At 53.8% G+C, this 23,401-nt stretch carries 23 protein-coding genes; 4 read left to right on the top strand and 19 right to left on the bottom strand.

From position 1 onward, the window contains the following. The first annotated feature begins 420 nt into the window (after window positions 1-420). Both C5610_RS02325 and C5610_RS02320 read left to right on the top strand, forming a co-directional pair. Window positions 421-1,368, top strand: coding sequence for an alpha/beta fold hydrolase (locus tag C5610_RS02325; protein WP_105305711.1), 948 nt, complete (start codon window positions 421-423; stop codon window positions 1,366-1,368). Then, window positions 1,365-2,636, top strand: coding sequence for an O-acetylhomoserine aminocarboxypropyltransferase/cysteine synthase family protein (locus C5610_RS02320; RefSeq protein ID WP_105305710.1), 1,272 nt, complete (start codon window positions 1,365-1,367; stop codon window positions 2,634-2,636). Before C5610_RS02325 ends, C5610_RS02320 begins: the two co-directional genes overlap by 4 nt. 60 nt (window positions 2,637-2,696) lie before the next feature. Here C5610_RS02320 and C5610_RS02315 read toward each other — a convergent pair whose 3' ends face one another. The 13 genes from C5610_RS02315 to gspC form a co-directional block, all read right to left on the bottom strand. After that, window positions 2,697-3,512 carry a mechanosensitive ion channel domain-containing protein gene (locus C5610_RS02315; protein WP_105305709.1) on the bottom strand — a complete coding sequence of 272 codons (816 nt, stop codon included), beginning with the start codon at window positions 3,510-3,512 and terminating at the stop codon, window positions 2,697-2,699. Between the two features lie 62 nt (window positions 3,513-3,574). Next, window positions 3,575-4,315 carry a type II secretion system protein N gene (locus C5610_RS02310; RefSeq protein WP_105305708.1) on the bottom strand — a complete coding sequence of 247 codons (741 nt, stop codon included), beginning with the start codon at window positions 4,313-4,315 and terminating at the stop codon, window positions 3,575-3,577. Further along, window positions 4,312-4,848 carry a type II secretion system protein GspM gene (gspM, locus tag C5610_RS02305; RefSeq protein ID WP_241970523.1) on the bottom strand — a complete coding sequence of 179 codons (537 nt, stop codon included), beginning with the start codon at window positions 4,846-4,848 and terminating at the stop codon, window positions 4,312-4,314. The genes C5610_RS02310 and gspM overlap by 4 nt, the downstream gene beginning before the upstream one ends. After that, window positions 4,845-6,074 carry a type II secretion system protein GspL gene (gene gspL, locus C5610_RS02300; RefSeq protein WP_105305707.1) on the bottom strand — a complete coding sequence of 410 codons (1,230 nt, stop codon included), beginning with the start codon at window positions 6,072-6,074 and terminating at the stop codon, window positions 4,845-4,847. Before gspL ends, gspM begins: the two co-directional genes overlap by 4 nt. Before the next feature lie 2 nt (window positions 6,075-6,076). Continuing rightward, window positions 6,077-7,045 (bottom strand): type II secretion system minor pseudopilin GspK, encoded by a 969-nt coding sequence (gspK, locus tag C5610_RS02295; protein WP_241970524.1) that lies wholly within the window; start codon window positions 7,043-7,045, stop codon window positions 6,077-6,079. Next, window positions 7,042-7,719 (bottom strand): type II secretion system minor pseudopilin GspJ, encoded by a 678-nt coding sequence (gene gspJ, locus C5610_RS02290; RefSeq protein ID WP_105305705.1) that lies wholly within the window; start codon window positions 7,717-7,719, stop codon window positions 7,042-7,044. The genes gspK and gspJ overlap by 4 nt, the downstream gene beginning before the upstream one ends. After that, the gene (gene gspI / locus C5610_RS02285) at window positions 7,716-8,120 is read right to left on the bottom strand and encodes a type II secretion system minor pseudopilin GspI (RefSeq protein ID WP_105305704.1); all 405 of its coding nucleotides are present in this window, start codon (window positions 8,118-8,120) and stop codon (window positions 7,716-7,718) included. The genes gspJ and gspI overlap by 4 nt, the downstream gene beginning before the upstream one ends. Next, window positions 8,107-8,688, bottom strand: a complete 582-nt coding sequence (gspH, locus tag C5610_RS02280; protein ID WP_105305703.1) for a type II secretion system minor pseudopilin GspH — start codon at window positions 8,686-8,688, stop codon at window positions 8,107-8,109. Before gspH ends, gspI begins: the two co-directional genes overlap by 14 nt. Before the next feature lie 11 nt (window positions 8,689-8,699). Next, on the bottom strand, window positions 8,700-9,143 hold the full coding sequence (gspG, locus tag C5610_RS02275) for a type II secretion system major pseudopilin GspG (RefSeq protein ID WP_105307675.1): 444 nt from the start codon (window positions 9,141-9,143) through the stop codon (window positions 8,700-8,702). 5 nt (window positions 9,144-9,148) lie between these two features. Then, a complete protein-coding gene (gene gspF, locus C5610_RS02270) occupies window positions 9,149-10,375 on the bottom strand; it encodes a type II secretion system inner membrane protein GspF (protein WP_105305702.1) in 1,227 nt (408 codons plus the stop codon). A 6-nt stretch (window positions 10,376-10,381) separates the two neighbouring features. Then, a complete protein-coding gene (gspE, locus tag C5610_RS02265) occupies window positions 10,382-11,863 on the bottom strand; it encodes a type II secretion system ATPase GspE (protein WP_105305701.1) in 1,482 nt (493 codons plus the stop codon). Next, a complete protein-coding gene (gspD, locus tag C5610_RS02260) occupies window positions 11,856-13,937 on the bottom strand; it encodes a type II secretion system secretin GspD (RefSeq protein ID WP_105305700.1) in 2,082 nt (693 codons plus the stop codon). Before gspD ends, gspE begins: the two co-directional genes overlap by 8 nt. 2 nt (window positions 13,938-13,939) lie before the next feature. Continuing rightward, window positions 13,940-14,827: a type II secretion system protein GspC gene (gene gspC / locus C5610_RS02255; protein WP_262339969.1), complete on the bottom strand. Its 888-nt coding sequence runs from the start codon at window positions 14,825-14,827 to the stop codon at window positions 13,940-13,942. Window positions 14,828-14,944: 117 nt separating this feature from the next. Here gspC and hslR point away from each other — a divergent pair, with 117 nt between their 5' ends. Further along, a complete protein-coding gene (hslR, locus tag C5610_RS02250) occupies window positions 14,945-15,355 on the top strand; it encodes a ribosome-associated heat shock protein Hsp15 (RefSeq protein ID WP_105305699.1) in 411 nt (136 codons plus the stop codon). Then, the gene (gene hslO, locus C5610_RS02245; RefSeq protein WP_187346275.1) at window positions 15,352-16,191 is read left to right on the top strand and encodes an Hsp33 family molecular chaperone HslO; all 840 of its coding nucleotides are present in this window, start codon (window positions 15,352-15,354) and stop codon (window positions 16,189-16,191) included. Before hslR ends, hslO begins: the two co-directional genes overlap by 4 nt. A 142-nt stretch (window positions 16,192-16,333) precedes the next feature. On the opposite strand, the gene der is transcribed toward hslO, so the two are convergent. The 6 genes from der to rodZ all read right to left on the bottom strand — a co-directional run bounded on the left by der (window position 16,334) and on the right by rodZ (window position 23,366). Next, a complete protein-coding gene (der, locus tag C5610_RS02240) occupies window positions 16,334-17,779 on the bottom strand; it encodes a ribosome biogenesis GTPase Der (RefSeq protein WP_105305698.1) in 1,446 nt (481 codons plus the stop codon). Window positions 17,780-17,785: 6 nt separating this feature from the next. Next, a complete protein-coding gene (bamB, locus tag C5610_RS02235) occupies window positions 17,786-19,033 on the bottom strand; it encodes an outer membrane protein assembly factor BamB (protein WP_105305697.1) in 1,248 nt (415 codons plus the stop codon). Next, window positions 19,033-19,650 carry a YfgM family protein gene (locus tag C5610_RS02230; RefSeq protein WP_105305696.1) on the bottom strand — a complete coding sequence of 206 codons (618 nt, stop codon included), beginning with the start codon at window positions 19,648-19,650 and terminating at the stop codon, window positions 19,033-19,035. The genes bamB and C5610_RS02230 overlap by 1 nt, the downstream gene beginning before the upstream one ends. 11 nt (window positions 19,651-19,661) lie before the next feature. Next, a complete protein-coding gene (gene hisS, locus C5610_RS02225; protein WP_157982906.1) occupies window positions 19,662-20,939 on the bottom strand; it encodes a histidine--tRNA ligase in 1,278 nt (425 codons plus the stop codon). A gap of 126 nt (window positions 20,940-21,065) precedes the next feature. Next, window positions 21,066-22,181 carry a flavodoxin-dependent (E)-4-hydroxy-3-methylbut-2-enyl-diphosphate synthase gene (gene ispG, locus C5610_RS02220; protein ID WP_105305694.1) on the bottom strand — a complete coding sequence of 372 codons (1,116 nt, stop codon included), beginning with the start codon at window positions 22,179-22,181 and terminating at the stop codon, window positions 21,066-21,068. Window positions 22,182-22,214: 33 nt separating this feature from the next. Further along, window positions 22,215-23,366 carry a cytoskeleton protein RodZ gene (gene rodZ, locus C5610_RS02215; RefSeq protein WP_105305693.1) on the bottom strand — a complete coding sequence of 384 codons (1,152 nt, stop codon included), beginning with the start codon at window positions 23,364-23,366 and terminating at the stop codon, window positions 22,215-22,217. Window positions 23,367-23,401: the final 35 nt, after the last annotated feature.

Here is a 23,401-nt window from a genome sequence, read left to right as displayed (position 1 = left end):
GCGCTTGGCGCACCTTCGGTGCTTGCTTGGCGGCGCGTTGCGCCTTGCTTGGCGTTCGCTGCGCGAACTTGCTGGGCGCGCTTTCGCGCTTGCGGTTTGTACTCGCGCCTTTGGCGCTTGCTGCTTTGCTGTGCTCGCGCCTTTGGCGCTTGCTGCTTTGCTGTGCTCGCGCCTTTGGCGCTTGCTGCTTTGCTGCGCTCGCGCCTTTGGCGCTTGCTGCTTTGCTGTGCTCGCGCCTTTGGCGCTTGCTGCTTTGCTGTGCTCGCGCCTTTGGCGCTTGCTGCTTTGCTGCGCTCGCGCCTTTGGCGCTTGCTGCTCGCTGTAGCTTGCGCCTTTGGCGCAAGCCTTTTGGACGTCTAAACTTCTTGACAGCTAGAAATCTATTTGCGATCTTGCGGGTTCGGATAGTGAGGAGTTGATATGGTATTACCCGTTGGTCGTTCATTTTATACAAACACCCGCTTTGGTCGCGTGAAAGGGTTTCGCTACGCGGCTGATAATGGTCGTGCTGATGCCCCGGTGATCGTCATTCAGGGCGGTATCAGTGCTACCGGCCAGTTATGGCGGCTGGATGGCAGCGGCTGGTGGCAGTCGCTGTATAACGTGTTCGCGCCGGCCGAAGACGTGCAGGTGATCAGCTTTGATTATCTGGGCGGTGTTGGTGGTTCGGACACGCCGACGCAGCCACTGACGGTTACCGAACATACTCAGGCCTATACCGACGCCCTCACGCAACTGGGGGTTGAATCCGTCGAAGCCTGGGTCGGTGGTTCGTTTGGCGGGGTGCTGGGCCTGCATGCAGCGGCTCAACAACATGGGCCGGTCATTCGCCGACTGGCGGTTATCGGTGCCGCGCATAAACCTTCGATTCAGTCGGCGTTGTTGCGTTCGTTCCAGCAACTGTTACTGCAGCATGCAGAAAGTCCGCAGCAGGGCGTGATTCTGGCGCGGGCGCTGGCCATGCTGACCTACCGCAGTGCCGACGAATTTGAGCAACGCTTTGCCAACAGCGATGACGCGCTCCAATATGTACTCGCGCAGGGTGAACGTTTACTTCGTCGCCACGGCAACCAGGCCAATACCTTATTTACCCATCTAACACCGGCACTGAACGATTATCAAGTCGATCCGAAACGCATTTCATGCCCGGTTCAGGTGATTGGTTTCGCCTCGGACAGTATTGCGCCAACGGCACTGGTGGCGGAGCTGGAAGCCTTATTACCCCATTGTCACAGTTATTTATCCATCGAGACGCCTTATGGTCACGATGGCTTTATCAAGAACGTTGCTGATTATCAGCAGCCGCTTAGGCATTTTATTCCACCGTTAAAAACATCCCGATTAGAACTTACGGAGAACCCTTTATGAAAGACGAAACGCTGGCCATCCACCACGGTTACCAAACGGATCCCACCACCAAAGCCGTGGCGACGCCGATTTATCAGTCCGTCGCGTTTGAATTCGATAACGCGCAACATGGTGCGGATTTGTTTGATTTAGCCGTGCCCGGCAATATCTACTCGCGCATCATGAACCCGACCAACGATGTACTGGAGCAGCGGGTTGCCGAACTCGAACACGGGATTGCGGCGCTGGCAGTAGCTTCGGGTATGGCGGCGATCGAGTATGCGCTGATTACGCTGGCTAAACACGGCGACAATATTGTCACGACGCCGCAGCTTTACGGCGGCACCTATACGCTGTTCCAGCACATGCTGCCTTCGTTTGGTATCGAGGTACGCTTTGCTGACAGTGACAAGCCCGAGGACATTGCCCGTGTTATCGATGACAACACCAAAGCGGTGTACTGCGAGACCATCGGTAACCCTGCTGGCAACGTCGCCGATATCGAAGGCCTGGCCGAAGTCGCGCATCAGGCCGGGGTGCCGTTGGTGGTCGATAACACCGTGGCGACACCGGTGTTGTGCAAGCCGATTGATTTTGGTGCCGACATTGTTGTCCACTCGCTGACCAAATACATCGGCGGCCACGGTAACTCGGTCGGTGGCTTGATTGTCGATTCCGGTCGTTTTGACTGGCTTAAGCACAAAGACCGCTTCCCTCAGTTCAGCAGTCCTGAGCCAGCCTATCACGGTATTGTCTACACGGATGCCTTTGAAGCAGCGGCGTTTATTGCCCGAGTACGTACGGTTGCGCTGCGTAATACCGGAGCTTCACTGTCACCGTTTAACGCGTTCTTGTTGTTACAGGGCTTAGAAACGTTGTCGCTGCGGATGGAACGTCACTGCCAGAATGCGGTGCGCGTGGTGGAGTTTCTGCAGCAACACCATGCGGTGGACTGGGTGAATTTTGCCGGTAGTGCTGATCATCCGGACAACGAGCGAGTCAGTAAGTACATCAGCGGCGGTGTGCCGGCGTCGTTACTGACGTTTGGCATTAAGGGCGGCTTTGACGCCGGGGTGCGGTTTTACGACAAGCTAAAATTGTTCAAGCGTCTGGTTAACATTGGTGATGCTAAAAGCCTGGCCTGTCATCCGGCGTCAACCACGCACCGCCAGTTGAGTGAGGAAGAACAGGCCCGGGTGGGTGTTAAACCCGAAGCCATCCGCTTGTGTGTCGGTATCGAGCATATCGATGACATCCTCGAGGATTTGGACAACGCATTGGCACCGTAGCTTGCGCCTTTGGCGCAAGGCCAACATCGGGGTCGTGCCAAAGGCACGACCTACGATCCTTTAAGGCTTATGCATGTGCACGTCCATTTGCGGGAACGGGATGCCGATGCCTTCCTCATCAAGACGGTCTTTGATGCGTTCCAGCAGATCCCAGTAGGTTGGCCAGTAATCTTCGGTTTTGGTCCATGGGCGCACGATAAAATCAACCGATGAACTGTTCAGTGCACTCACCCGCACGTTCGGTTCGGGATCGGTCAGTACGCGCTCGTCGCTGGTAATAACATCCATCAACACCTGTTTGGTTTGCTGCAGGTTGGCGCTGTAACTGACACCGATCACCAGGTCAATACGACGCAGATCTTCACGGTTGTAGTTGGTGATGGTGCCACCGATAACCTGTGAGTTGGGCACATACACCACTTTGCGATCCGGCGTTTTCAGGATGGTCTGAAAAATATTGATTTCTTCGACGGTGCCTGCGGTACCGCCACATTCAACGTACTCACCGGCTCGCATGGGGCGGAACATGATCAGCAACACCCCGGAGGCGATGTTGGACAACGAGCCCTGCAACGCCAAACCAATGGCTAAACCGGCCGCACCTAAAATGGCAATAAACGACGTGGTTTCTACACCCACCTGATTCAACGCCACCAGCAATGCGGCGATAAAAATGATCGACTTCACAATGGCGGACAGGAAGCCAATCACGGCACCGTCCATTTCTCGTTTCGCCATACCTTTACGCATAGTGCCAGTAACCACGTTCGCGACAATTTTGGCGACGAAGAGAATGACAATGGCTATGATGACTTTAATGCTGTATTCAATCAACATGCCCTGGTTTTCGTTAATCCAGTCAATGATGGCCTGCATTGAGTAATTCCTTATGTTGCAGAGTGTCTGTTCAATTTAGCGTGAAATGCGCATTTGGGCAATTACAGCGAAAAACGATATCGTCCCTGCGCGTCCGGCTGACCAAGGTATTGCAGCATTTTGGCCAGCCCTTCGGGGGTACGAGGATTAGGCCGTACGGTACCAGCGATGCGAATATCCTGACTATTTACGGTGCCGTCGAACGCCAATCCCAGGCTGTTATTACCGTTCATGGAAAGCCCCACGGCGCCGGAATTATCACAACTCAGACCCACCGGAAAGTCGCCAAGGTTTTGCCAGACACCGTTGACCAGCACCTGGATATCCTGCCCCTGCGCATCACCTCGTAACTGGTTACACCATTTTAACGGTCCTGGATCGCTGACCGCGAAAGCGTCGACATTAACTGACCAACGGCCACGAGTGGTCAGTGGCAGACGGGTATTCGACAATTGCAACAGGGTAGCTAGATCACCCTTTGAGCGGAGGTTATCGACCGACACACCGCTCAGCCCCGCTTGCACCGTGCCGTTGACTGTTAAAGGGTTACCGGCGGCTGCGGGCACCGTCACATCGATACTCAGTTGTCCCGTCAGCAGCTTGCTGACACGCCAATTCCAACCCACGTTCGTCAGCGGCACCCCCTGGATCTGCAGCGCACCGATATTACCCTGCCAGAGACTGCCGGACACCTGACTGACTGACACCTGCGGCGGCAGTGGCAACCAATAAATGACCTTAGCCGGCAGCATCACTACCAGGGCGACGACATAAACAACGAGTAACCACCACCAACGTTTCATGAATTATCCATTACCAGTAACTGTCTTACCCGGACCTGACCCGGGGTATCCAGGCGTGCCACATCCAGCGTTTCCACCCGCAGTTGATACTGTTGTTCCAGTTGCGCAACCAATTGCAGGACCTGAGCGAAACTGGCTTCATCGACGCTAACCACCATACCCTCGCCCTGCGGCTGCATGCGCGCCAAGCGAATATCCTGCGCTTCCGCAGCTTGATTGAGCCGTTGCGTTAACGAGCCGGATGCGGGTTCTACCCGCTCCTGCTGACGTGCTGCAAGGGCTTCGTAACGAGCGATGTTCTGTTGCACCCACAACAGTTGTTGCTGTTGCGCCTGCAACCGTTGTTCGGCCTGCAGCCGCGCTTGCTGACTGGGCTGCCAAATGAGGAAGTATACCACGGCCACACCCAGCACAGCGGCCAACACCTGCAGCAGCCGCTGTTCGCGCGGCGCAAACTGCTGCCAGCGTTGTTGCGCTCGCTGCATCAGCGGGTGTTGTTGCAGTTGCTGCGCCATACCTGAAAACGCCTTCATGACTGAGCTCCTCGTGCGATTGTCAGTGAACCGGCCACCTGATTTCCGCGATTATTCAATGCGCCCTGCTGCACTTGCAGCCCTGCCTGCTCAGCAGCACGCTGAAAGCGTTCAAACTGAGAAAAATTCTGCGCCAATGCCTGCAGTCTCAACTCGCCGTCCTGATAGCGCAACAACTCCAGCGTCATCTCTGGTAAATCAGCAAAAGCCGGTTGCAGACTGTCCAGCAATGCCAGAGCCGATGCCTGCTCAGCACCGCTGGCACCGAGTTGGTTCAGCTCCTGTTGCAATTGTGCACGCAAGTTAACGATACGGGTTTTATTGGGAAAGGCTTCTAAAAAGCGTTGCTCAGCCTGCAACTGCAAGGCATCGGCTTCTGACGACAATTGATAGGCTCTTAATAAATTGCCGCCGACGGCGACCACCAGCGCTACCGACGCGGCAACCGCGAGTGGCTTCCAGCGAATGCTATCAACGCGCTTGCGTTTTACCGCGAATTCGCCACGACGAAGTTCTAAGGTATCGCCGGCACGTGCAAAAATACTCAACGGCACTTCAATATCCGCCGCTTGCATGGGTGATGGCGGTTGCGGCCAGTCGATGTCGCCATAATGGTCGATCAGCGACGGCGCCGGCCATTGCGCCACGATCACCGGCATCAGCGCGGCACTGGCCTCGGCTTCGATACTGAAGCCCTGCCACGGCCCCGTGCGAACCACCACATCAGCACCCACACGAATGGCACTCCAGTGGTTCTCGCTGTACGGCAGTAACAGCGTTTCCGGGTACCAGTGGTCGGCATCAATTGCCGCCTCTTTTAACCAATTCTGCCAACAGCTCATGCGACTGCGCGCGACTATCGCAACCGGGATACTGCTCTGGGCTTTACTGACGTTGGCTGGCCAACTGAAGTGCAGTTCATCGATATCACTTGCCAGCTCTTCTTCCAGTGCATAAGGAATCACGCGATCGAGATGACGGCGGCTGCCGGCCGGCAACTCAACCTGTTTTAATAACACGTCCTGACCCGGCAGCATTACCGTGGTTTCGCAACGACGGGCCTGCTGCTGCAACTGCGACAGTTCCGCCGGCGAACCGAGTTCGCCACTGGCAATCACTTCCTGTTGCGCCTGGTGCCATATAAACCAGACTACCTTACCCGCATCGGCTACTGCCGTTTCTTTACCGCTACTGGCGGGTAGCCGGATAAACAGTCGCTCTTGCATTGTTATTCTCCCATCGCCCGGTAAATGACCCGGGCCGATTCTGGCGTTACTTGCATGACAGAGCGCGCCCGAGTTTCGACCTCGCCCCATTGAATGTACGCCAATAATTGAAAATACTGACTCGTGACCACCAGCTCATCGAGCGGGTTGCCGTCTTGATCTTTAATGCCGGCCAGCGGCCCCTCGGTTAGGGCCTGTTCGCGATCATCATACCCACCTTCAGGTCGACCTGCCAGAACCTGCTGCGCACCGGCTAGATCCAGCGCGCCATTGGTCAGCGCGACCAACAACGCAGCATGCTCATCATCCATTGTGTTAATGTTTAACTTAAGTTCGCTATTGCCCGGAATGACGCACACCTGTGGTTTAATCTTCGCCACAATGTCGGCACTGAAGCCGCGCACCTGCCTGAGTTCACTGATGTCCAGTAATGGACTGTTGGCGGCTTGGTACGGGTGCGGCAAGGATTCATAGTCCGGATCCTCGGCGCCGTTTTCACTCAAGCGAGTGTCTTCATCAATCCAGTCAATAAGGGCATCGGTAAGCTGTTGCGCCAGATAACTGTCCACCTCGTTAGCCATCAGCAACTGCCGAAATTGCTGACGCCGGCGTTCCCCCTGCAGTTCCTGCTCGCCTCCGGGTACCAGGCTGTTGAGATTAAAACAACTGCGCAAATCCCGCACATCGGCGGCAATTTGTCCGCCGGCAACCGGAAATGGCCCTTGCTTGGTCGCCCAGTTCTGCTGGCGATGGACAATACCGTCACTCTGCTCCAGCTCTAGCTGCAACACTTCCGCCAGCACATCTTCCGCGCTCAGCCACATCCAGTAGCTTTGTTCGGCCTGTTGCAGATTGGCACTGCGACTGACCTGACGTTGCAGACTACTGCCCAAATTGACCGCAATCACTGAAACAATCGCAATCACCAGCATCACAGTGATTAACGCCGCGCCACGCTGCCTCGCCATCATTGGTCGCTGTCCTCATCGCTGACGCTGACTGCGGTGCTTGCCGCCGTTAAAAACTGTCGGCTAATTTCACCGTAGGCTTTGCTGTTGATGGTGACCTCAACGGCCTTGGGCACATCGCCTTCGGTATCCCAACTGCCCTGCCAGCCAGCGCGGATGCCCTGATTCTGTAGCTGCTGCTGGTCACCGGCGGCGTCATCGCGGAAAAACCGCACACTGAACGCTTCAACATCGTTCATTAACGGTTGTACCACCGGTTCGTCCGAGCGGTCATTCACGTAAGGAAAACTGACCCGCTCTAACACACCGTCGCGAACCCGATAAATGACCGGCTGCAACTCTGAGCGCGGCAATAACAAGCCCGGGTTGTCATAGCCGCTTTTGACCAGCGCCAGCACGCCACTGTCAGACTCAGTTACCCGCTCGTCGTTACTGACATAACGGCGCACCACCTCGGTACCGTTTGGCCGCGTTGGTTTATTCACTAACTGCCGCAGATCCTGCTCGATCATCAGCCAGCCAAACTGCATCTGTTGCAGTTGCTCACGCGCTGCCTCTGACTGCGTCTTGGTTTTACTCATTTGATCCAGCACGGTAAAGCTGCCGATTCCCAGCAATGCAAAAATGGCCATGGTCACCAACACTTCAACCAAGGTAAAGCCCCGTTGTTGCGTCATGGTCCGACTCCATTCGCATCGCTCTGAGCGGCCGCATCCGGGCGACGCAGATAGCGGGTCAACTGAACCAGTTGCGCGTCGCTGCCGGGTTTAGTGACGGTCACCGTGACCGCCACCACGTCCGGTGTAACCGTTTCAACCACCTGTTGTTGCCAGCGCCAGTCCTGTTCCGCCAGTTGCATTTGTCCGCTTTGTTTATCCTTAACCGGCCACTGCCGCGACAGACTCAGTTCGGTCAGGCGATTGGATGCTACGTACTGGGCAAAGGTTTTTTGCTGAATTTGACTGATACTGCTCAAATGGCCACTGGCTGCATTGACCGCCGCCAGCGCGGCGGTACCAAAAATGGCGATGGCCACCATCACTTCAACCAGGGTAAAGCCGCGCTCAGTAACTCGCATCGACACTGGCCTCATCCTGTATGCTGACTTGCCAGGCACTTTGTGCAATTAACCAACGCTGCTCCCGGCGTGCCAGTTGCGGCTTATCCAACGCCAATGAAAAGGCCGTCATCTCACCGCTCGGCAAGATCAGTATTTGCGGCTGTGGCTGCTCGTCCTCTTGTTCGTCATTATCGTCATCGGGCTGAAACAACAAATCGCGCGCCGCCTCTTCCTGCGCCACCAGGTTGCCTTCCAGCGGTTGCAGTTGCCAGCGCAGACGCTCATCCCAGTTAACGGCTTTTAAGCCTCTGGCATTAAGCGGCTGCCATTGATTGTCGTACCAGTGCACAAACTGATAACCGTCATCGTCCATGACTAAGCCCAAGGGCTGCTGCCTTACCATCGCGTACTCACGGGCGTACTGCAGTTGCTCTTTTAAGGTAACCGCAATGTCCTGCGGCGATTTATCTCGAGCGGATGAAGAAGGCAGAGTAAAGGCAACCGTACCGGCTATCATGCCAATAATGGCCATGACCAGCAGCATTTCGACCAGAGTGAACCCATTATTGCGGCGCCGTGGTTGCATCAGAGAGTCGATCAGTTGTTTTGTTCGTCCTGACCAATCATCCAACTGCCAAAGTCATCGTCTGTGCCCGGTTGACCATCAGGGCCTGCCGAAAACAGGTCGACGTCGTCATACTCGCCAGGGTTCAACAGCAGGTAGTCGTTGCCATAAGGGTCCTGTGGCAAGCGTTTGATGTAGCCGCCGTTACGGTAATTCCGTGGTTGCGGATCCATATTGGGGCGTTGTACCAAGGCTTCGAGACCCTGCTCTGTGGTCGGGAACATGCCGTTGTCCAAATGATACTGCGCCAGCGCATTTTCCAGTGCAACGATATCCGCAGTCACTTTCTGTTTGTTTGCCTGCTCCTGCGAACCTAACACGTTCGGCAGGATCATGGTGGCAAGAATACCGATGATGGCGATAACGACCATCACCTCAACCAAAGAGAAACCCCGTTGGGCTGTTGTTCTGTACATCATAATTAAAGTCCTACACTCTGATTTAACTGCAAAATGGGTTGAATAATAGCCAATACAATAAAGAACACGATACCTGCCATGGTGACAATCAGTACCGGTTCAAACACTTTTAAACTGACTTGCACCAGCGCTTCAAACTCACGGTCCTGGTTATCCGCTGTGCGTCGCAGCATTTGTTCCAGTTCACCGGATTTTTCCCCGGCTGCTATCATGTGCAGCATCATCGGTGGGAACAAACCGGTTTCCTGTAAGGCCGCCCGCAGCGATGAACCCTCGCGCACTCGTGTTGCGGCATCGTCGATGGCATCACGAATGGCAAGATTACCGATTACCGTTGAGGTAATGCGCAAACCATCCAGCAGCGGCACGGCCGAGGACGTTAAGATACTGAGCGTACGAGCAAAGCGTGCGGTGCTGACGCCGCGGATGACTTTCCCGATTAACGGCAGTTTAAGTAACTTGCGGTGATACCAGCGCTTGTTGTTGTCTTTTCGCAGCCATTGCTTAAAACCAACGACCATGACCATAAGTATGACCAGCAACCACAGGCCCCAGTTCTGCAAAAACTCAGAAATTGCGATCATAAATAAGGTTGTGCCCGGTAGGGTTTGTCCCATATCGGCAAAGTTTTCGACAATTTGCGGCACAATTGACACCAACAGAAACACGACGATGCCAATCGCAACCAGCGTCAGCATCAACGGATAAATCAACGCCTGCGTTAACTGGCTTTTCATGTGTTGACGCTGTTCGGTGTAGTCCGCCAGCTCATTTAATACCTGATCTAAGTGACCGGATTTCTCACCCGCGGCCACCATGGCGGTGTACAAATGGTCGAACACGCCGGGGTAATCAGCCATCGCTTCGGCCAACGAGTAACCTTCCACCACTTTGCTGCGCACCGACATCAGCAGTTTCTTCAGGCGCGGTTTCTCGGTTTGATCCGCCACCGCCAACAAACATTGTTCAATCGGTAATGCTGAACTTACCAGCGTCGAGAGCTGGCGGGTGATCAACGCCAAATCCTGTGCTTTGACTTTGCGCACCATGGTCCAGCGCGAGGTCGTCTGACCCGGTTGTTGCTCTTTTTCTGAGGCAGGCTCGACCTCGACCGGCATCAGTCCCTGATCACGGAGTTGCTGTCGTACCTGGCGCATCGTATCGGCTTCGATAACACCGCGCTTTTTACGCCCTTTGGCATCCAGTGCCTGATATGCAAATGCCGCCACTAGCGCTTACTCCTCACGCGTTACGCGCAATACTTCTTCGAGAGTGGTCTGTCCGGCCAGCACTTTATCAATACCGTCGCGACGAATACTGGGGGTATTCCGGCGCACGTATTTTTCAATCGCCTGCTCGCCGTGGCCGTTGTGAATGAGCTCACGAATGGTGTCGTCGACCACGATCAACTCATGGATACCGGTACGCCCCCGGTAACCGCTTTGGTTGCAGTGCTCGCACCCCTGGGCGCGATAAATCACGACGTCGTCGTCAACCGTGCCCAGCATCCGTCGTTCCTCAGCGTCCGGTTGATGGGGCTGCTTACACTGCGGGCACAGGGTACGCACCAAACGTTGCGACAATACCCCGAGTAAACTGGACGACAACAAGAACGGTTCAACGCCCATATCTTCCAATCGGGTAATGGCGCCGGCAGCGGTGTTGGTGTGCAACGTCGATAACACCAAGTGGCCGGTTAATGATGCCTGTACCGCGATTTGTGCGGTCTCGACGTCACGGATTTCGCCGACCATGACCACGTCCGGGTCTTGTCGCAAAATCGCACGCAAGCCGCGGGCAAAGGTCATGTCCACGCGAGGGTTAACCTGAGTCTGGCCAATGCCCTCGATGGCATATTCAATGGGATCTTCAACCGTCAGGATATTGCGATCTTTTGAATTGATTTCGGTAATGCCGGCATAGAGCGTGGTGGATTTACCAGAACCGGTCGGTCCGGTCACCAAAATAATGCCGTGCGGCTTATGGATGAGCTGCGAGAAAATACCGCGGTTATGCTCGGTCATCCCCAGTTGCTTGAGGTTTAACCGTGCATTGTTTTTATCCAGCAGTCGCAGTACCACCCGCTCGCCGTGGTTAGACGGCATGGTCGATACCCGCACATCCACCGCCCGACCGGCGATTAATAGCGAAATACGGCCGTCCTGCGGTACCCGTTTCTCGGCAATATCGAGTTGCGCCATGACTTTAATCCGCGAGATCAGCAGCGACGCCAGTTTGCGGTTGGGCTTGAGCACTTCACGCAAGACACCGTCGATGCGGAAACGAATGGTCAGTTGCTTCTCGAACGTTTCAATATGGATATCCGAAGCCCCTTCTTTGATGGCTTCGCTAAGCATGGCATTGATCAACTTAATGATTGGCGCATCGTCTTCGCTTTCCAGCAGGTCTTCGGTTTGCGGTAACTCGTCGGCCAACGAAAACAGATCCGATTCGTTGCCGATGTCTTCCATCAGTTGCTTGGCCTCGGAGGAGTCACGCTGATACGCTTGGGTTAACAGTGTCTCAAACTCCGACTCCGGATGTTCTTGCAACTGGAAGGGCTGTTGCAACACACGTCTGACTTCCAGCAACGCTTCCGCCGCCACGCCGGCGCGGCAATGTACGGTCGGGTGCTCGCCCTGCTCCACCACCACGCCGAAGCGTTTGGCAAAACTAAAGGGCAAACGTTTGGTTGCAATGGCACTGGCTTCAGTCATTATTTTGACCTTTATCTTGCACCGACTTTTCTTTGTTATCCATGTATTCGTCAAAACTTGGCGGCAGCGTCAGCTCACCGTCCCACTCTGGCATTACCGGGGTTTCTTTGGTCGGCATTAAATCCACACCGCGTGCTTTACGGTCAAGCTGCAAAGCCCGCATGTAGTTGTATTTACCGCGACTGATTTCCGCCAGCTTGCTGCCGTCACGCACGATGGTCGGACGGATAAACACCATAAGATTGCGCTTCTGGGTCGAGGTTGAGGTTGAACTGAATAACTTACCCAGGATCGGAATGTCGCCGAGCAACGGAATTTTTGATACCGACTCCTGCACGTCTTCGTCAATCAGGCCGCCAAGCACAATGGTTTCACCGTCATTGGCCATCACCGTGGTTTTCAGTTCACGTTTATTAACAATGACGTCCACCGAGGTTGCTCCGCTTAGGCTGGAGACTTCCTGCTCAATGAGCATTTGTACGGCATCGCCCTCGTTGATCTGCGGCGTCACTTTTAACTTAATACCCACTTCCTGACGATCGACGGTCTGGAATGGGTTTTCGTTATCACCGCCCAACGTTGAGCCGGTAATGGTCGGCACTTCCTGACCCACGAGGAAACTGGCTTCTTCGTTATCAACGGTTACGATGCTTGGGGTTGCCAAAATATTGGAGTTGGTATCCTGCGAAATCGCCTGCACCACGGCCGCCCAATCGTTCTTAATGGTACCGAACATCATCCCGTTAACACTACCCAGCAACTCTGCTAACAAGCTGATATCGCCCGGCTTGTCCGGGTTTTGGGTAACCGCACCACCTTCGGAAATCACCGTGGTGCCCTCTTGTGGCTGCGCCTGATAAGCGCCTGCAGCTAACGCGCCAATCGGCACTTGGTTACCAGTATTGTACTGCACCAGGCCACCATCCTCGCTGATCCACTGAATACCAAAGTCGACATTGTCGCCTTCCAGTATCTCGACAATAATGGCCTCAACCTGTACCTGAGCCCGACGGATATCAAGGTCGCGAATGACGTTTTCCAGTGACGCCAGCATGTCCGGCTCGGCGGTAATAACTACGGCATTGGTCGGCGCATGGGGACTGATACTGACGGTGTTGTTACCACCACCTGCGCGTCGACCACCGGTATTGCTGCCCTGCTGTTGTTCAACTTCTGCCTGAATCGAGCGGCTGACGTTATCCAGCACTTCAACCATTTCTTCAGCACGCGCATACTTCAGATAATAGACGCGTGTGTTGCCCTCGGTCTTGAGGTCTTGATCCAGTTGACGAATGAGCTTCACCACCCGCGAACGGGCACGCGGCTCACCACTGACAATGACGCTGTTACTGCGCTCATCGGCAACGATTTTTGGAATCAGCAAGGTCGGTGTGCCGTCCTGGGCGCTTTTTTCAAATAAGCTTTGGGCGATGCGAACCAACTCATTCGCCGACGCATACTCTAAATCAATAATATCGACGTCCTGGTCACCGGCCTGGTCGACGCGTTCGATGATTTCTACCAGGCGGCCAATGGTTTCTGCCCGACCGGTCATCATGATCACGTTAGAAGGATCGTAACTGACCACCATGCCGCCACCGGTCTGATCATTTAACTGCCGTAACAAGGGCGCGAGCTCTCGTACGGAAACGTTTTCCACCGGCACCACACGGGTGATCATCATGTCACCACGTTGCTGTTGCTCACCCGCCACCACCGGTAACGGTGCATGCTGAGCATCTTTGTCGCGGATAACTTTAAGTACGCCAGAATCCATCTCCACCACGGCAAACCCATAAACTTCCAGCACATTCAGAAAAAATTGATAGTACTGCTGTTCGTTCATGACGTCATAACTGCGAACGTCAATTTTGCCGCGCACGTTAGGGTCAATAATGATGGTTTTACCAAGGTTACGCCCAACCACCTGAATGAATTCATTAATGTCGGTGTTTTTAAAGCTTGCGGCGTATTCATCAGCCATCGCAGCGGGCGTTGGTACCAACACCGCCGAAGCGATACCCAGCGCAAGTGCGCTTAACCAGACTTTGGGGCCACGAGAGTGAACTGCCATAGTTAGTTGTCCTGTTCGTTGGCAAGCTCAATGGTGAGCTGCATCGGTTGACCGTCGCGCACAATCTCTATGTCGGCGCGCGTCAGCGTGGTTAATTCGTTACTTAATTGCATTGCCTGTTGCATATCGGTTAAATCGTAACCGTTAATGGCAATGGCAAGGTCGCCGTTTTGTAAACCGGCCTGACGAAACAGTTCCGGCTTTTGTCCTGCTTCCAGACGGTACCCTATCAGTTGACCGTTATCCATGGCCGGGCTTATCGACACGTAATCGGTAAGCGACTGCGGATCCGCATTAATCTCCTCAACGGCCTGCTCAAGGTCTTGTTCGGGGACGGCTTCCGTCGCCTCTTGCTGCGGCTGTTCAACAATCAGCGACAACGCGGGCCGATCCTCGCCAATGTCTTCGAGTTGCAACGTTTCTATACGACCGTTGTTGTCTAACAATACCCGGTCAGCATAGATTTCTTCAACGGTCACACCGCTACGGCCAAGCTTGTCGCCGACGATATAAGTCTGTTGTTGACCGGCCTGTTCAATAATAGCCGCAGAACGCAGCGGGTTGGAACTGGCCGATACCCCTACCAGACGGATGTTCAATGAGGTTTTCGGTGCATCACGACGCGTTGTCGATGAGGTTTGCGAACTTTCACCAAACAAGTTAAGACGTTGCAGAGCGGCAATATCGACCGCGGTGTCTTCTGCCGCGTTGTAGCTTGACGGTAGTGACGGTGCCGATGTGCCGCCCGTTGGCGCGGCCGGAGCCACCAACCACCAGGTTAACTGCGCTAGCAGTATCACCACCAGCAGCCAGATAGCGATGGTTGCCAGCGATATCAGCCGTGAGGGCGATGCCCATTTATTGCTGCGAAAGCCGTTTAGGTAAGACAATTTAGGTCACTTTATCATTATAGTTTTGTTAGACTTGTGTAGCTAACCGCATTCTAGCTCTCCGTGCAAGAGCCAACAATCGATTAACACAGTTTATGGTAATTTGATTGCAACTTTATGACAACAGCAAACGCAATACGTTTAGACAAGTGGCTTTGGGCAGCGCGTTTTTATAAAACACGGGCCATTGCCAGGCAGATGATTCAGTCTGGCAAAGTTCACTACAATGGCCAGCGCACTAAGCCTTCCAAGGCGGTGGAAATTGGCGCGATGCTGAAACTTAGACAAGGCTTTGACAGTAAAGAAGTCGAAGTAATTGCTTTGAGTGATCAGCGCCGCGGCGCCAGCGAAGCGCAGCTGCTTTATCGCGAAACCGAGAGCAGCATCAAGCAACGCGAGCAAAACGCGCAAGCACGAAAACTCAATGCCATGTATAATCCGCACCCACAAGGCCGTCCGGACAAAAAGCAGCGGCGGCAGTTGATCAGAATGAAAGACGGACAACGAAACGAAGGTGATGGGCAATGACCGAGCAAACTATCGAATACCCGACCGACCAACTGGTGCGTTATACCTTTGCTGACCAGGATGTGCGCGGTGAGTTGGTGCAGTTAACCAGCAGTTATCAAAGCCTGATCCGCGGCCACCAGTACCCACCGGCGGTACAACAGGCGCTCGGTGAAATGATGGCGGCGGTGTCACTGCTGACCGCAACACTTAAGTTTGAAGGCCACATCGCTGTGCAACTGCAGGGCAACGGCCCGCTAAACTTTATTGCGGTTAATGGTAACCATCACCAGGAGTTGCGCGGCATTGCTCGCGTTCGTGGTGACATCACCGCGACGGATATTCGCAGCATGATTGGTAAAGGTGAGCTGGTTATTACCCTGGAGCCGGAACAGGGCGAACGTTATCAGGGCGTTACCAGTTCAGACGCCGACTCAATTGCCGAAATGCTGGAAAATTATTTTATGCAATCCGAGCAGCTGGCCACCAAAATCTGGTTGCACGCCGACGGCGAACATGCGGCCGGTATGTTATTGCAACGGCTGCCGGCATCCGGTAAAGACATGACCGGGTTTGAACACTTGGCCACCTTAACCGATACCATCACCGAACAGGAGTTGTATTCGCTGCCGGCAGAACAGCTGTTGCATCGCTTATACCACGAAGAAACGGTGCACCTGTATCCGGCTCAGAAAGTTTCCTTTGTCTGCGGTTGTTCACGCGAGCGGACGCTGGATGCGTTGGCCAGCGTGCCGGTCGAGCAGTTGCGAGAGATTTTACAGACTGACGGCGAGATCGTCATGACCTGCGACTATTGCCTGACAGAATACCGCTTCAAAGAATCCGACTTCGCGTAGCTTGCGCCTGCGGCGCAAGTCTTTCACCGCTGAGAACACAGAGAGCGCGGAGGTTTTTTTATGGTAAAACCACCCGCCCCATTGGCTTTTCCATTAAAAAGCTTTTCTCTGCGGTTCTCAGCGCCCTCTGCGGTGAGAACCCTCAGCCTTTCTTCTTAATGAACTTCATTAAGCGGCGGCGTTTGCGCTGCTGAGACAGGGTCAGCTGGTTTTTCTTACCTTCGTACGGGTTAACCGGTTCGCGGAACTCGATCTTAATCGGTGTGCCCATCACACCCAGGGCTTTACGGAAGTAGTTGGTCAAATAACGCTGATATGAGCCCGGCAGCTTGGTGACCTGGTTGCCGTGAATAACGATACGCGGGGGATTGTAGCCGCCGGCGTGCGCGTATTTGAGTTTCACACGACGACCACTGACCAACGGTGGCTGGTGTTCTTCCTGAGCCATTTCCATGATCTTGGTCAGTTTAGACGTACTCACCCGCTGTGTGGCGCTGCTGTAAGCTTCTTCAACGCTTTCAAACAGGTGACCGACACCGGTGCCGTGCAGCGCCGAGATAAAGTGTAAACGCGCGAAATCAACAAAGCCGAGGCGACGATCTAACTCACGCTTAATCTCTTCTTTGTGATCCTGCTCTAAACCGTCCCACTTATTCACCGCAATCACGATTGAACGGCCGGCGTTGAGGGCAAAACCAATCAGGTTAAGATCCTGGTCGGTGATGGTTTCGCGCGCATCAATGACAATCAGTACAACGTTGGCTTCTTCGATCGCCTGCAACGTTTTCACCACCGAAAATTTCTCGATCGCCTCATCGATACGGCCCCGGCGACGCACACCAGCGGTATCAATGAGCACGTATTCGCGCTCATCCCGTTGCATCGGGATATACACCGAGTCGCGAGTGGTTCCGGGCATATCAAAAACCACCACCCGCTCTTCACCAAGGATACGGTTAGTAAGCGTTGACTTACCCACGTTCGGTCGGCCGACAATGGCCAACTTCAGCGGTAACGCATCGTAGTCGATTTCATCGTGGTCAAGATCTTCCGGCGCTTCGTCGTTACGGACTATAACGTCCGGGTAGTCCTCAGCCAGCGGCTTAAAACAGCTTTCCAGCAACTGTTCAACACCACGTCCGTGAGCAGCGGCAATACCGTAAAGGTCGCCTAACGCCAGTGAGTAAAAGTCAGCCATTGCGGTTGAGGCATCGATACCGTCGATCTTGTTACAAACCATGTAGACTTTTTTCTGCTGCTGTTTTTTGCGCAGATGATCCGCAATGGCCTGATCGCCGACGGTCACGCCGTCACGGGCATCCACCAAAAACAACACCACATCGGCTTCTTCAATGGCTTGCAGCGATTGCTTTGCCATTACCTCATCGATGCCTTCTTCATCCCCGTGAATACCACCGGTATCCACGACAATGAATTGATATCCATCATAGTTGGCCTGGCCGTACTTACGATCGCGGGTCAGGCCGGGAAAGTCTGCTACCAGTGCATCCCGGCTGCGGGTTAAACGATTAAATAATGTGGATTTCCCCACATTCGGGCGCCCTACCAGGGCTACAACAGGTAACATGTTTGTTTAACTTCCTGAATTTATCTCAATTGCCACAATATCGCCGTCGCGAGTTTGTGTGTATAAGGTTGTTCCATCCACAACCGGCTGCGCAAAAATGCCATCACCGCCGACTTCATAGCGACCTTCAATAGTGCCATCGGTTGGATTCAACCAGTGTAAGTAACCGTCCAGATCACCGACAACGACGAAACCATCATGCCATGCCGGGCCCGTCAATTTACGGCCAAACATTTCGTTGTTGCTCCACAACTCAATGCCGCCTTCCTGGTTCAAGCCATAAAGATGGCTTTGGTAGTCGGTCAAATAAATGCGTCCACCGCGCACCAGCATATTCTCGAACGCACTGTAGTCACGCTTCCAACGTACCTCGCCGCTGCGTAATTCCAGTGCCACCAGTTCGCCGTTATACGCGATCATGTATATCACGCCACCGACCACAACCGGATTGGCGTCGATATCGGCCAATGCTTCGAGCTCGGTCGCGCCGCTTGGCGTGCCAACACTCTGCGTCCACGCCTGCTGGCCATTATTAGCGATGAGGATTGACGCGGTACCATTACTGTCACCAACAATCACACCACCACTGGCGATGGTCGGCGCCGATGAACCACGCAAGGTTAGCGTAGGTGTCTGGTATTCAAACTGCCACTGTTGCTCACCGCTTTCGGCATCATAACTGATGACTTTGCCGCCCGTGGTGTGAATGACGACTCGTCCTTCGCCAACGGCGGGATCAGAGTTTACTTCATTGCCAACGTCGACATGCCAGACCAACTCACCGGTCTCGGCATTTAACGCTATCAAATCGCCGTTCTCGGTGCCCAAAAACAGCTTGTCATAAGCTGCAACCAGACCGCCGGAAATGCGCGCCGGGAATGGTGATGACAGAATGCCGCTGAACCAACCCTCATCAGACGCTTCGTTAATTTCGATGAGGTCATGCAACTCGACTTCCCACAGCGTTTCGCCGTTGTCTTTACTCATCGCGACAACCGTGCCCTGACGATCGGCAGCATACACTTTATCGTAAGCAACAACTGGGTTAAGGCGAGAGAAAAACTCTCCTACACCATCACCAACGGAGCGCTCCCACTTAACGGAAACATTGAGGTTTTCGTTAATCGGCTGGAGCGGTGCAATCTTAATTTCTTCGTCATCATCACCGAACAGCGAGCAACCGCTGATGCTGGTTGCTAGTGCGGCAATCGCGAGTAACGAGGCGGACTTTTTTAACGTGTTAAGCAAATGCATTATGACGTAGCCAGGCTGTTGAGTTTAAGTTCCAGTGCCGGAGTCAGCGCTTCACCCTCAGCGGCAAGCGCACGCTGGTAAGCTTCGCGAGCTTCATCATTCTGACCCTGTTCAGCATAGATGTCGCCTTCCAGTTCCGCAGCCGCGGCCTGATAGGCCGTTGGCATCGCCGTTGTTACGGCGGCCAGAGCACCCTCGTATTGCTGCTGCGCTAACAGAACCCGTGCCAAGCGGATGTTGGCAACCGCTTTCAGATTGTTATCGTCGCTCTCACCGACCACCTGTTGCAGTGCGGTCACCGCCGTCGCCAGATCGCCATTGCTGGCGGCGTGTTGAGCTAACTGCAGTGCGGCAAGGTGCGCGTAATGTGAACCGGCGTGCTCATCAATAAATTGTTGCGCGTTAACCACTGCGTTATCGGCGTCTGCCTGTAACTGACTGGCCACTTGCTGATAACCTGCTGAAGCTGCGTTAGCCGCATCAATCTGTGCTTGGTCATAATAGCGCCAGCCAAAAAACAGGCCAAAACCAATCACCGCACCGGCGATAATGCCTTTGCCGTGTTCGGCCCAAAACTCTTTAATTCGTTCGACTTGTTGTTCTTCGTTCTGATCCACAGGATCACCTCTTACGCTTGCGTCAATGGCCGCAGATGGTCAATAAGTTCTGCGTGACTTAAAGTAATTTGTTCAGCCTCGCTGCGTAACGGTTTAACCGTTACTTGCTGCGTTGCCAGCTCATTCTCGCCGATAATTAGGGCGACTTCCGCACCGGATTTATCCGCTTTTTTCATTTGTTTTTTCATTGCCCCACCACCACAGTGGGTCACCAGCCGCAACTCCGGCAGTGCATCTCTCAGCTGTTCGGCAATCGCCGCTGCTTTTAGTTCCGCAGCGTCGCCTAACGGCATTAAATAAGCATCCACCGCACGTCTTGGCGTCAATTTATTTTGTTCCTGCAACAGCAACACTAACCGTTCCATGCCCATCGCGAAACCAACAGCCGGCGTTGGCTTACCGCCAAGTTGTTCTACCAAGCCGTCATAACGGCCACCGGCACAGACGGTACCCTGAGCGCCCAAGGCGGTGGTAACCCATTCAAACACTGTGCGGTTGTAATAGTCCAGTCCGCGCACCAAACGCTCGTTTAGGGTGTAGCGAATACCGGCTTCGTCCAGCAATGCACGCAACTGCTCAAAGTGCTCCCGGGATTCATCGTCCCAGTACTCTGACAGACGCGGCGCTTCTTCCAATAGCTGCTGTGTATTGGGGTCTTTGCTGTCAAGAATACGCAACGGGTTGCTGTCCAACCGACGCTGACTGTCTTCGTCCAGTTGCTCTTTATATTGCTCCAGGTACTCACGCAGAGCATCGCGATAACGCGCGCGGGCTTCATTCGATCCCAGCGAGTTTAACTGCAACTCAACCTGATCGGCGATACCAAAGGCTTTCCACAGCCGCGCTGACAACAGAATAACTTCGGCATCAGCATCCGCTGAAGGTAGCCCAAAGGTTTCAATACCGAACTGATGAAACTGCCGATAACGACCTTTTTGTGGGCGTTCATAGCGAAACATCGGCCCCATGTACCAAAGTCGCTGAATTTGATTATACAACAACCCATGTTGATTACCGGCACGGACGCAGCTTGCCGTACCCTCAGGACGCAAGGTGAGACTCTCACCATTGCGGTCATCAAAGGTGTACATTTCTTTTTCGACAATATCGGTCACCTCACCGATAGAGCGCTTAAACAGTGCGGTTTGCTCAAGTACCGGCATGCGAATTTCGCTGTAGCCGTAGCTTGCTGCCACTCGACGAATAATCGACTCAACCTGTTGCCAGGCTGGGCTTTGGTCGGGTAACAGGTCGTTCATGCCTCGAATTGCCTGTATGGATTTTGCCACGCTTGTTACTTCCGTCTTGGTTGCTATCTGTTGCCGATGGTCATTACGTACACGATGAGCCATAAAAACAAAGGCTCAAAAAACGAGCGCGTATTATAAGGATTTTATGACAGCGGGTAAAACGCGTTAACCGATTTCTTTTACGTCAATTTTGTGTTTTTCGACGTGGGCAACGCGTTCACGGATTTGACGTTCCAGTTGATCCACCAGGTCCTTGTTGTCGAGGCGCAGTTTTTGCCGTTCGCCGCCAATATACAAGCCACTTTTATTCTTTGCACCGGCCAACCCAACTTCGGCAACCAGGGCTTCCCCCGGGCCGTTGACGACACAGCCGATAATGGACACATCCATCGGCACCGTAACGTCTTCAAGCCGCTGTTCCAATTCGTTAACGGTTGCTATCACATCAAACTCCTGCCGCGAACAACTTGGGCAGGCAATGAAGTTAATGCCACGGGACCGGATCCTGAGCGATTTCAGAATATCGAATCCCACTTTGATCTCTTCGACGGGATCCGCCGCTAATGACACCCGCAAGGTATCGCCAATCCCTTCGGCCAATAGCATACCCAGACCGATGGATGATTTGACCGCGCCACTGCGCTTGCCGCCCGCTTCGGTGATGCCCAAGTGCAACGGTTGCTCAATTTGTTTCGCCAATAAGCGATAAGAATCAACCGCGAGAAACACATCGGATGCTTTGACACTGACTTTAAAGTCCTGGAAATTAAGTCGATCGAGAATCTCGACATGCCGCATCGCCGATTCAACCAGTGCCGCGGGCGTTGGTTCACCATATTTTTCTTGCAGGTCTTTCTCCAGCGAACCACCGTTAACACCAATTCGGATAGGAATGTTTTTATCTCTGGCGGCGTCAACAACCGCGCGAATACGATCTTCGCGGCCAATATTGCCGGGATTAATGCGCAAGCAGTCGGCACCGTATTCCGCCACTTTTAAAGCAATGCGATAGTCAAAGTGGATGTCTGTTACCAAAGGCACAGGACTGCCCTGCTTGATGGCTTTAAACGCTTCTGCGGCCTCCATCGTGGGTACCGAAACACGCACAATATCCGCTCCCGCGTCGGCCAGCGCCTGAATTTGCGCTAAGGTCGCCTGCACATCGGTGGTTTCGGTGTTGGTCATGGACTGCACCGCAATCGGAGCGCCATCACCAATGGGCACATCGCCGACGTAGATACGACGGGAGGGTCTGCGCTTGATGGGACTTTCGTGCATCATAGATCGATATTCCTACTGCTTAGAGATCCACTATTAATTGGTTGCCGGTACGGTCAGACGCGCAACACGTGACTGTCGGAAGCTGCTCAAGTCTACGGTTTCGCCTTGATAAGTAATAGTCACCGCTTCTGGCTTACACACGGTAATCGAGAACGGTGCTTCACCGGGCACCTGCATAGTATAACCAGCGGCTTTGATACCGACCGCCTGAGTTTCGCCGTTGGCGTCATCAACTTTTACCCAACACTCTTCACTGAACTGAAACACCAAGCTGGCAGCTGTGTCTTCCTGTTGCGCTTGTGGTGACGTATTTTGGTCGGCGTCCGAGTCGGCTGCCGGCGACGGTTCATTGACGTCTGCAAGCTCACTCTCGTTGGCCGTATCATCGGTGACGGTAGCCGGTTGTTCATCATCAACGGCAGACTCGTCACTCGCGCCTGATTCTGGTGCCGGCTCGTTGACTGCCGCCAGCGTCGTTTCTGGTTGCTCAGTTTCGGACACGGTTACTGCCTCATCCGCGGTCGACTGATTCGGGTCGTTGGCGGTCAACGAGGTACTCACATCGTCGGCCTCAACTTCCGATTCCAGCAACGGTTGTTCATCATTTTTAGTTGGTTCTGGCTGCGACGTCGCCGGTGACTGCAGTTGCGGCTGCGACGACTCCTGCACTTCCGTTTCTGTAACCGCTTGCTCCACATCATCACTGATGCTGTTAAAACTCAAGTCACTGTCTTGCCACCACCAGATGACTAAGCCGATGACGACAATGATTACTGCGTAAGTAATCAGCATGAGACGGTTGTCGTTTTCTTCGTGTTTTACGCGCCGCGAAAAGCTTTGCATGGCTGACGTGTCAGGCTCTTTAATGCCTAATTTGCGGTAGGCTGCAAACACTTCCTGTTCATTGACATCGAGCAGTTTTGCGTAGGACCGCAAATAACCTTTAATAAAGGTAGGTGTTGAAAACGAGTCATACTCATCGTTTTCGAGCAATTCGATGATCTGTAAACGCAGCCGCAAGCGATCCGCGACCTCACGCTGACTCAGGTTTTTGCGTTCTCTGGCCTCTTTTAAGATCTGTCCAGGCCCTTTGACAGGTTCCTTCTGCTGTTCCGCGGAGGCTTTTACGTCGTTGTTATCTACCGCGTTTTCCTCAGTGTCGTTCGATTGATTATCAGCAGTCATGATATCTGGGTTGTTCCCTGTTAGTACGCTACCCT

It is taken from the genome of Idiomarina sp. OT37-5b, assembly GCF_002968395.1.
Classification (GTDB): Bacteria; Pseudomonadota; Gammaproteobacteria; order Enterobacterales; family Alteromonadaceae; genus Idiomarina; species Idiomarina aquatica.
This window is presented reverse-complemented; position numbering and strand designations above follow the sequence as displayed.

Coding starts and splice junctions, on each gene's coding strand:
- C5610_RS02320 (WP_105305710.1), top strand. CDS start 1,365: ATGAAAGACGAAACGCTGGCCATCCACCACGGTTACCAAACGGATCCC.
- gspL (WP_105305707.1), bottom strand. CDS start 6,074: ATGCAAGAGCGACTGTTTATCCGGCTACCCGCCAGTAGCGGTAAAGAA.
- gspJ (WP_105305705.1), bottom strand. CDS start 7,719: ATGACGCAACAACGGGGCTTTACCTTGGTTGAAGTGTTGGTGACCATG.
- hslR (WP_105305699.1), top strand. CDS start 14,945: ATGACAACAGCAAACGCAATACGTTTAGACAAGTGGCTTTGGGCAGCG.
- gspD (WP_105305700.1), bottom strand. CDS start 13,937: ATGGCAGTTCACTCTCGTGGCCCCAAAGTCTGGTTAAGCGCACTTGCG.
- C5610_RS02310 (WP_105305708.1), bottom strand. CDS start 4,315: ATGAAACGTTGGTGGTGGTTACTCGTTGTTTATGTCGTCGCCCTGGTA.
- hslO (WP_187346275.1), top strand. CDS start 15,352: ATGACCGAGCAAACTATCGAATACCCGACCGACCAACTGGTGCGTTAT.
- gspM (WP_241970523.1), bottom strand. CDS start 4,848: ATGAAGGCGTTTTCAGGTATGGCGCAGCAACTGCAACAACACCCGCTG.
- gspK (WP_241970524.1), bottom strand. CDS start 7,045: ATGATGGCGAGGCAGCGTGGCGCGGCGTTAATCACTGTGATGCTGGTG.
- gspE (WP_105305701.1), bottom strand. CDS start 11,863: ATGACTGAAGCCAGTGCCATTGCAACCAAACGTTTGCCCTTTAGTTTT.
- rodZ (WP_105305693.1), bottom strand. CDS start 23,366: ATGACTGCTGATAATCAATCGAACGACACTGAGGAAAACGCGGTAGAT.
- der (WP_105305698.1), bottom strand. CDS start 17,779: ATGTTACCTGTTGTAGCCCTGGTAGGGCGCCCGAATGTGGGGAAATCC.
- gspH (WP_105305703.1), bottom strand. CDS start 8,688: ATGCAACCACGGCGCCGCAATAATGGGTTCACTCTGGTCGAAATGCTG.
- C5610_RS02315 (WP_105305709.1), bottom strand. CDS start 3,512: ATGCAGGCCATCATTGACTGGATTAACGAAAACCAGGGCATGTTGATT.
- gspI (WP_105305704.1), bottom strand. CDS start 8,120: ATGCGAGTTACTGAGCGCGGCTTTACCCTGGTTGAAGTGATGGTGGCC.
- bamB (WP_105305697.1), bottom strand. CDS start 19,033: ATGCATTTGCTTAACACGTTAAAAAAGTCCGCCTCGTTACTCGCGATT.
- gspG (WP_105307675.1), bottom strand. CDS start 9,143: ATGTACAGAACAACAGCCCAACGGGGTTTCTCTTTGGTTGAGGTGATG.
- ispG (WP_105305694.1), bottom strand. CDS start 22,181: ATGATGCACGAAAGTCCCATCAAGCGCAGACCCTCCCGTCGTATCTAC.
- C5610_RS02325 (WP_105305711.1), top strand. CDS start 421: ATGGTATTACCCGTTGGTCGTTCATTTTATACAAACACCCGCTTTGGT.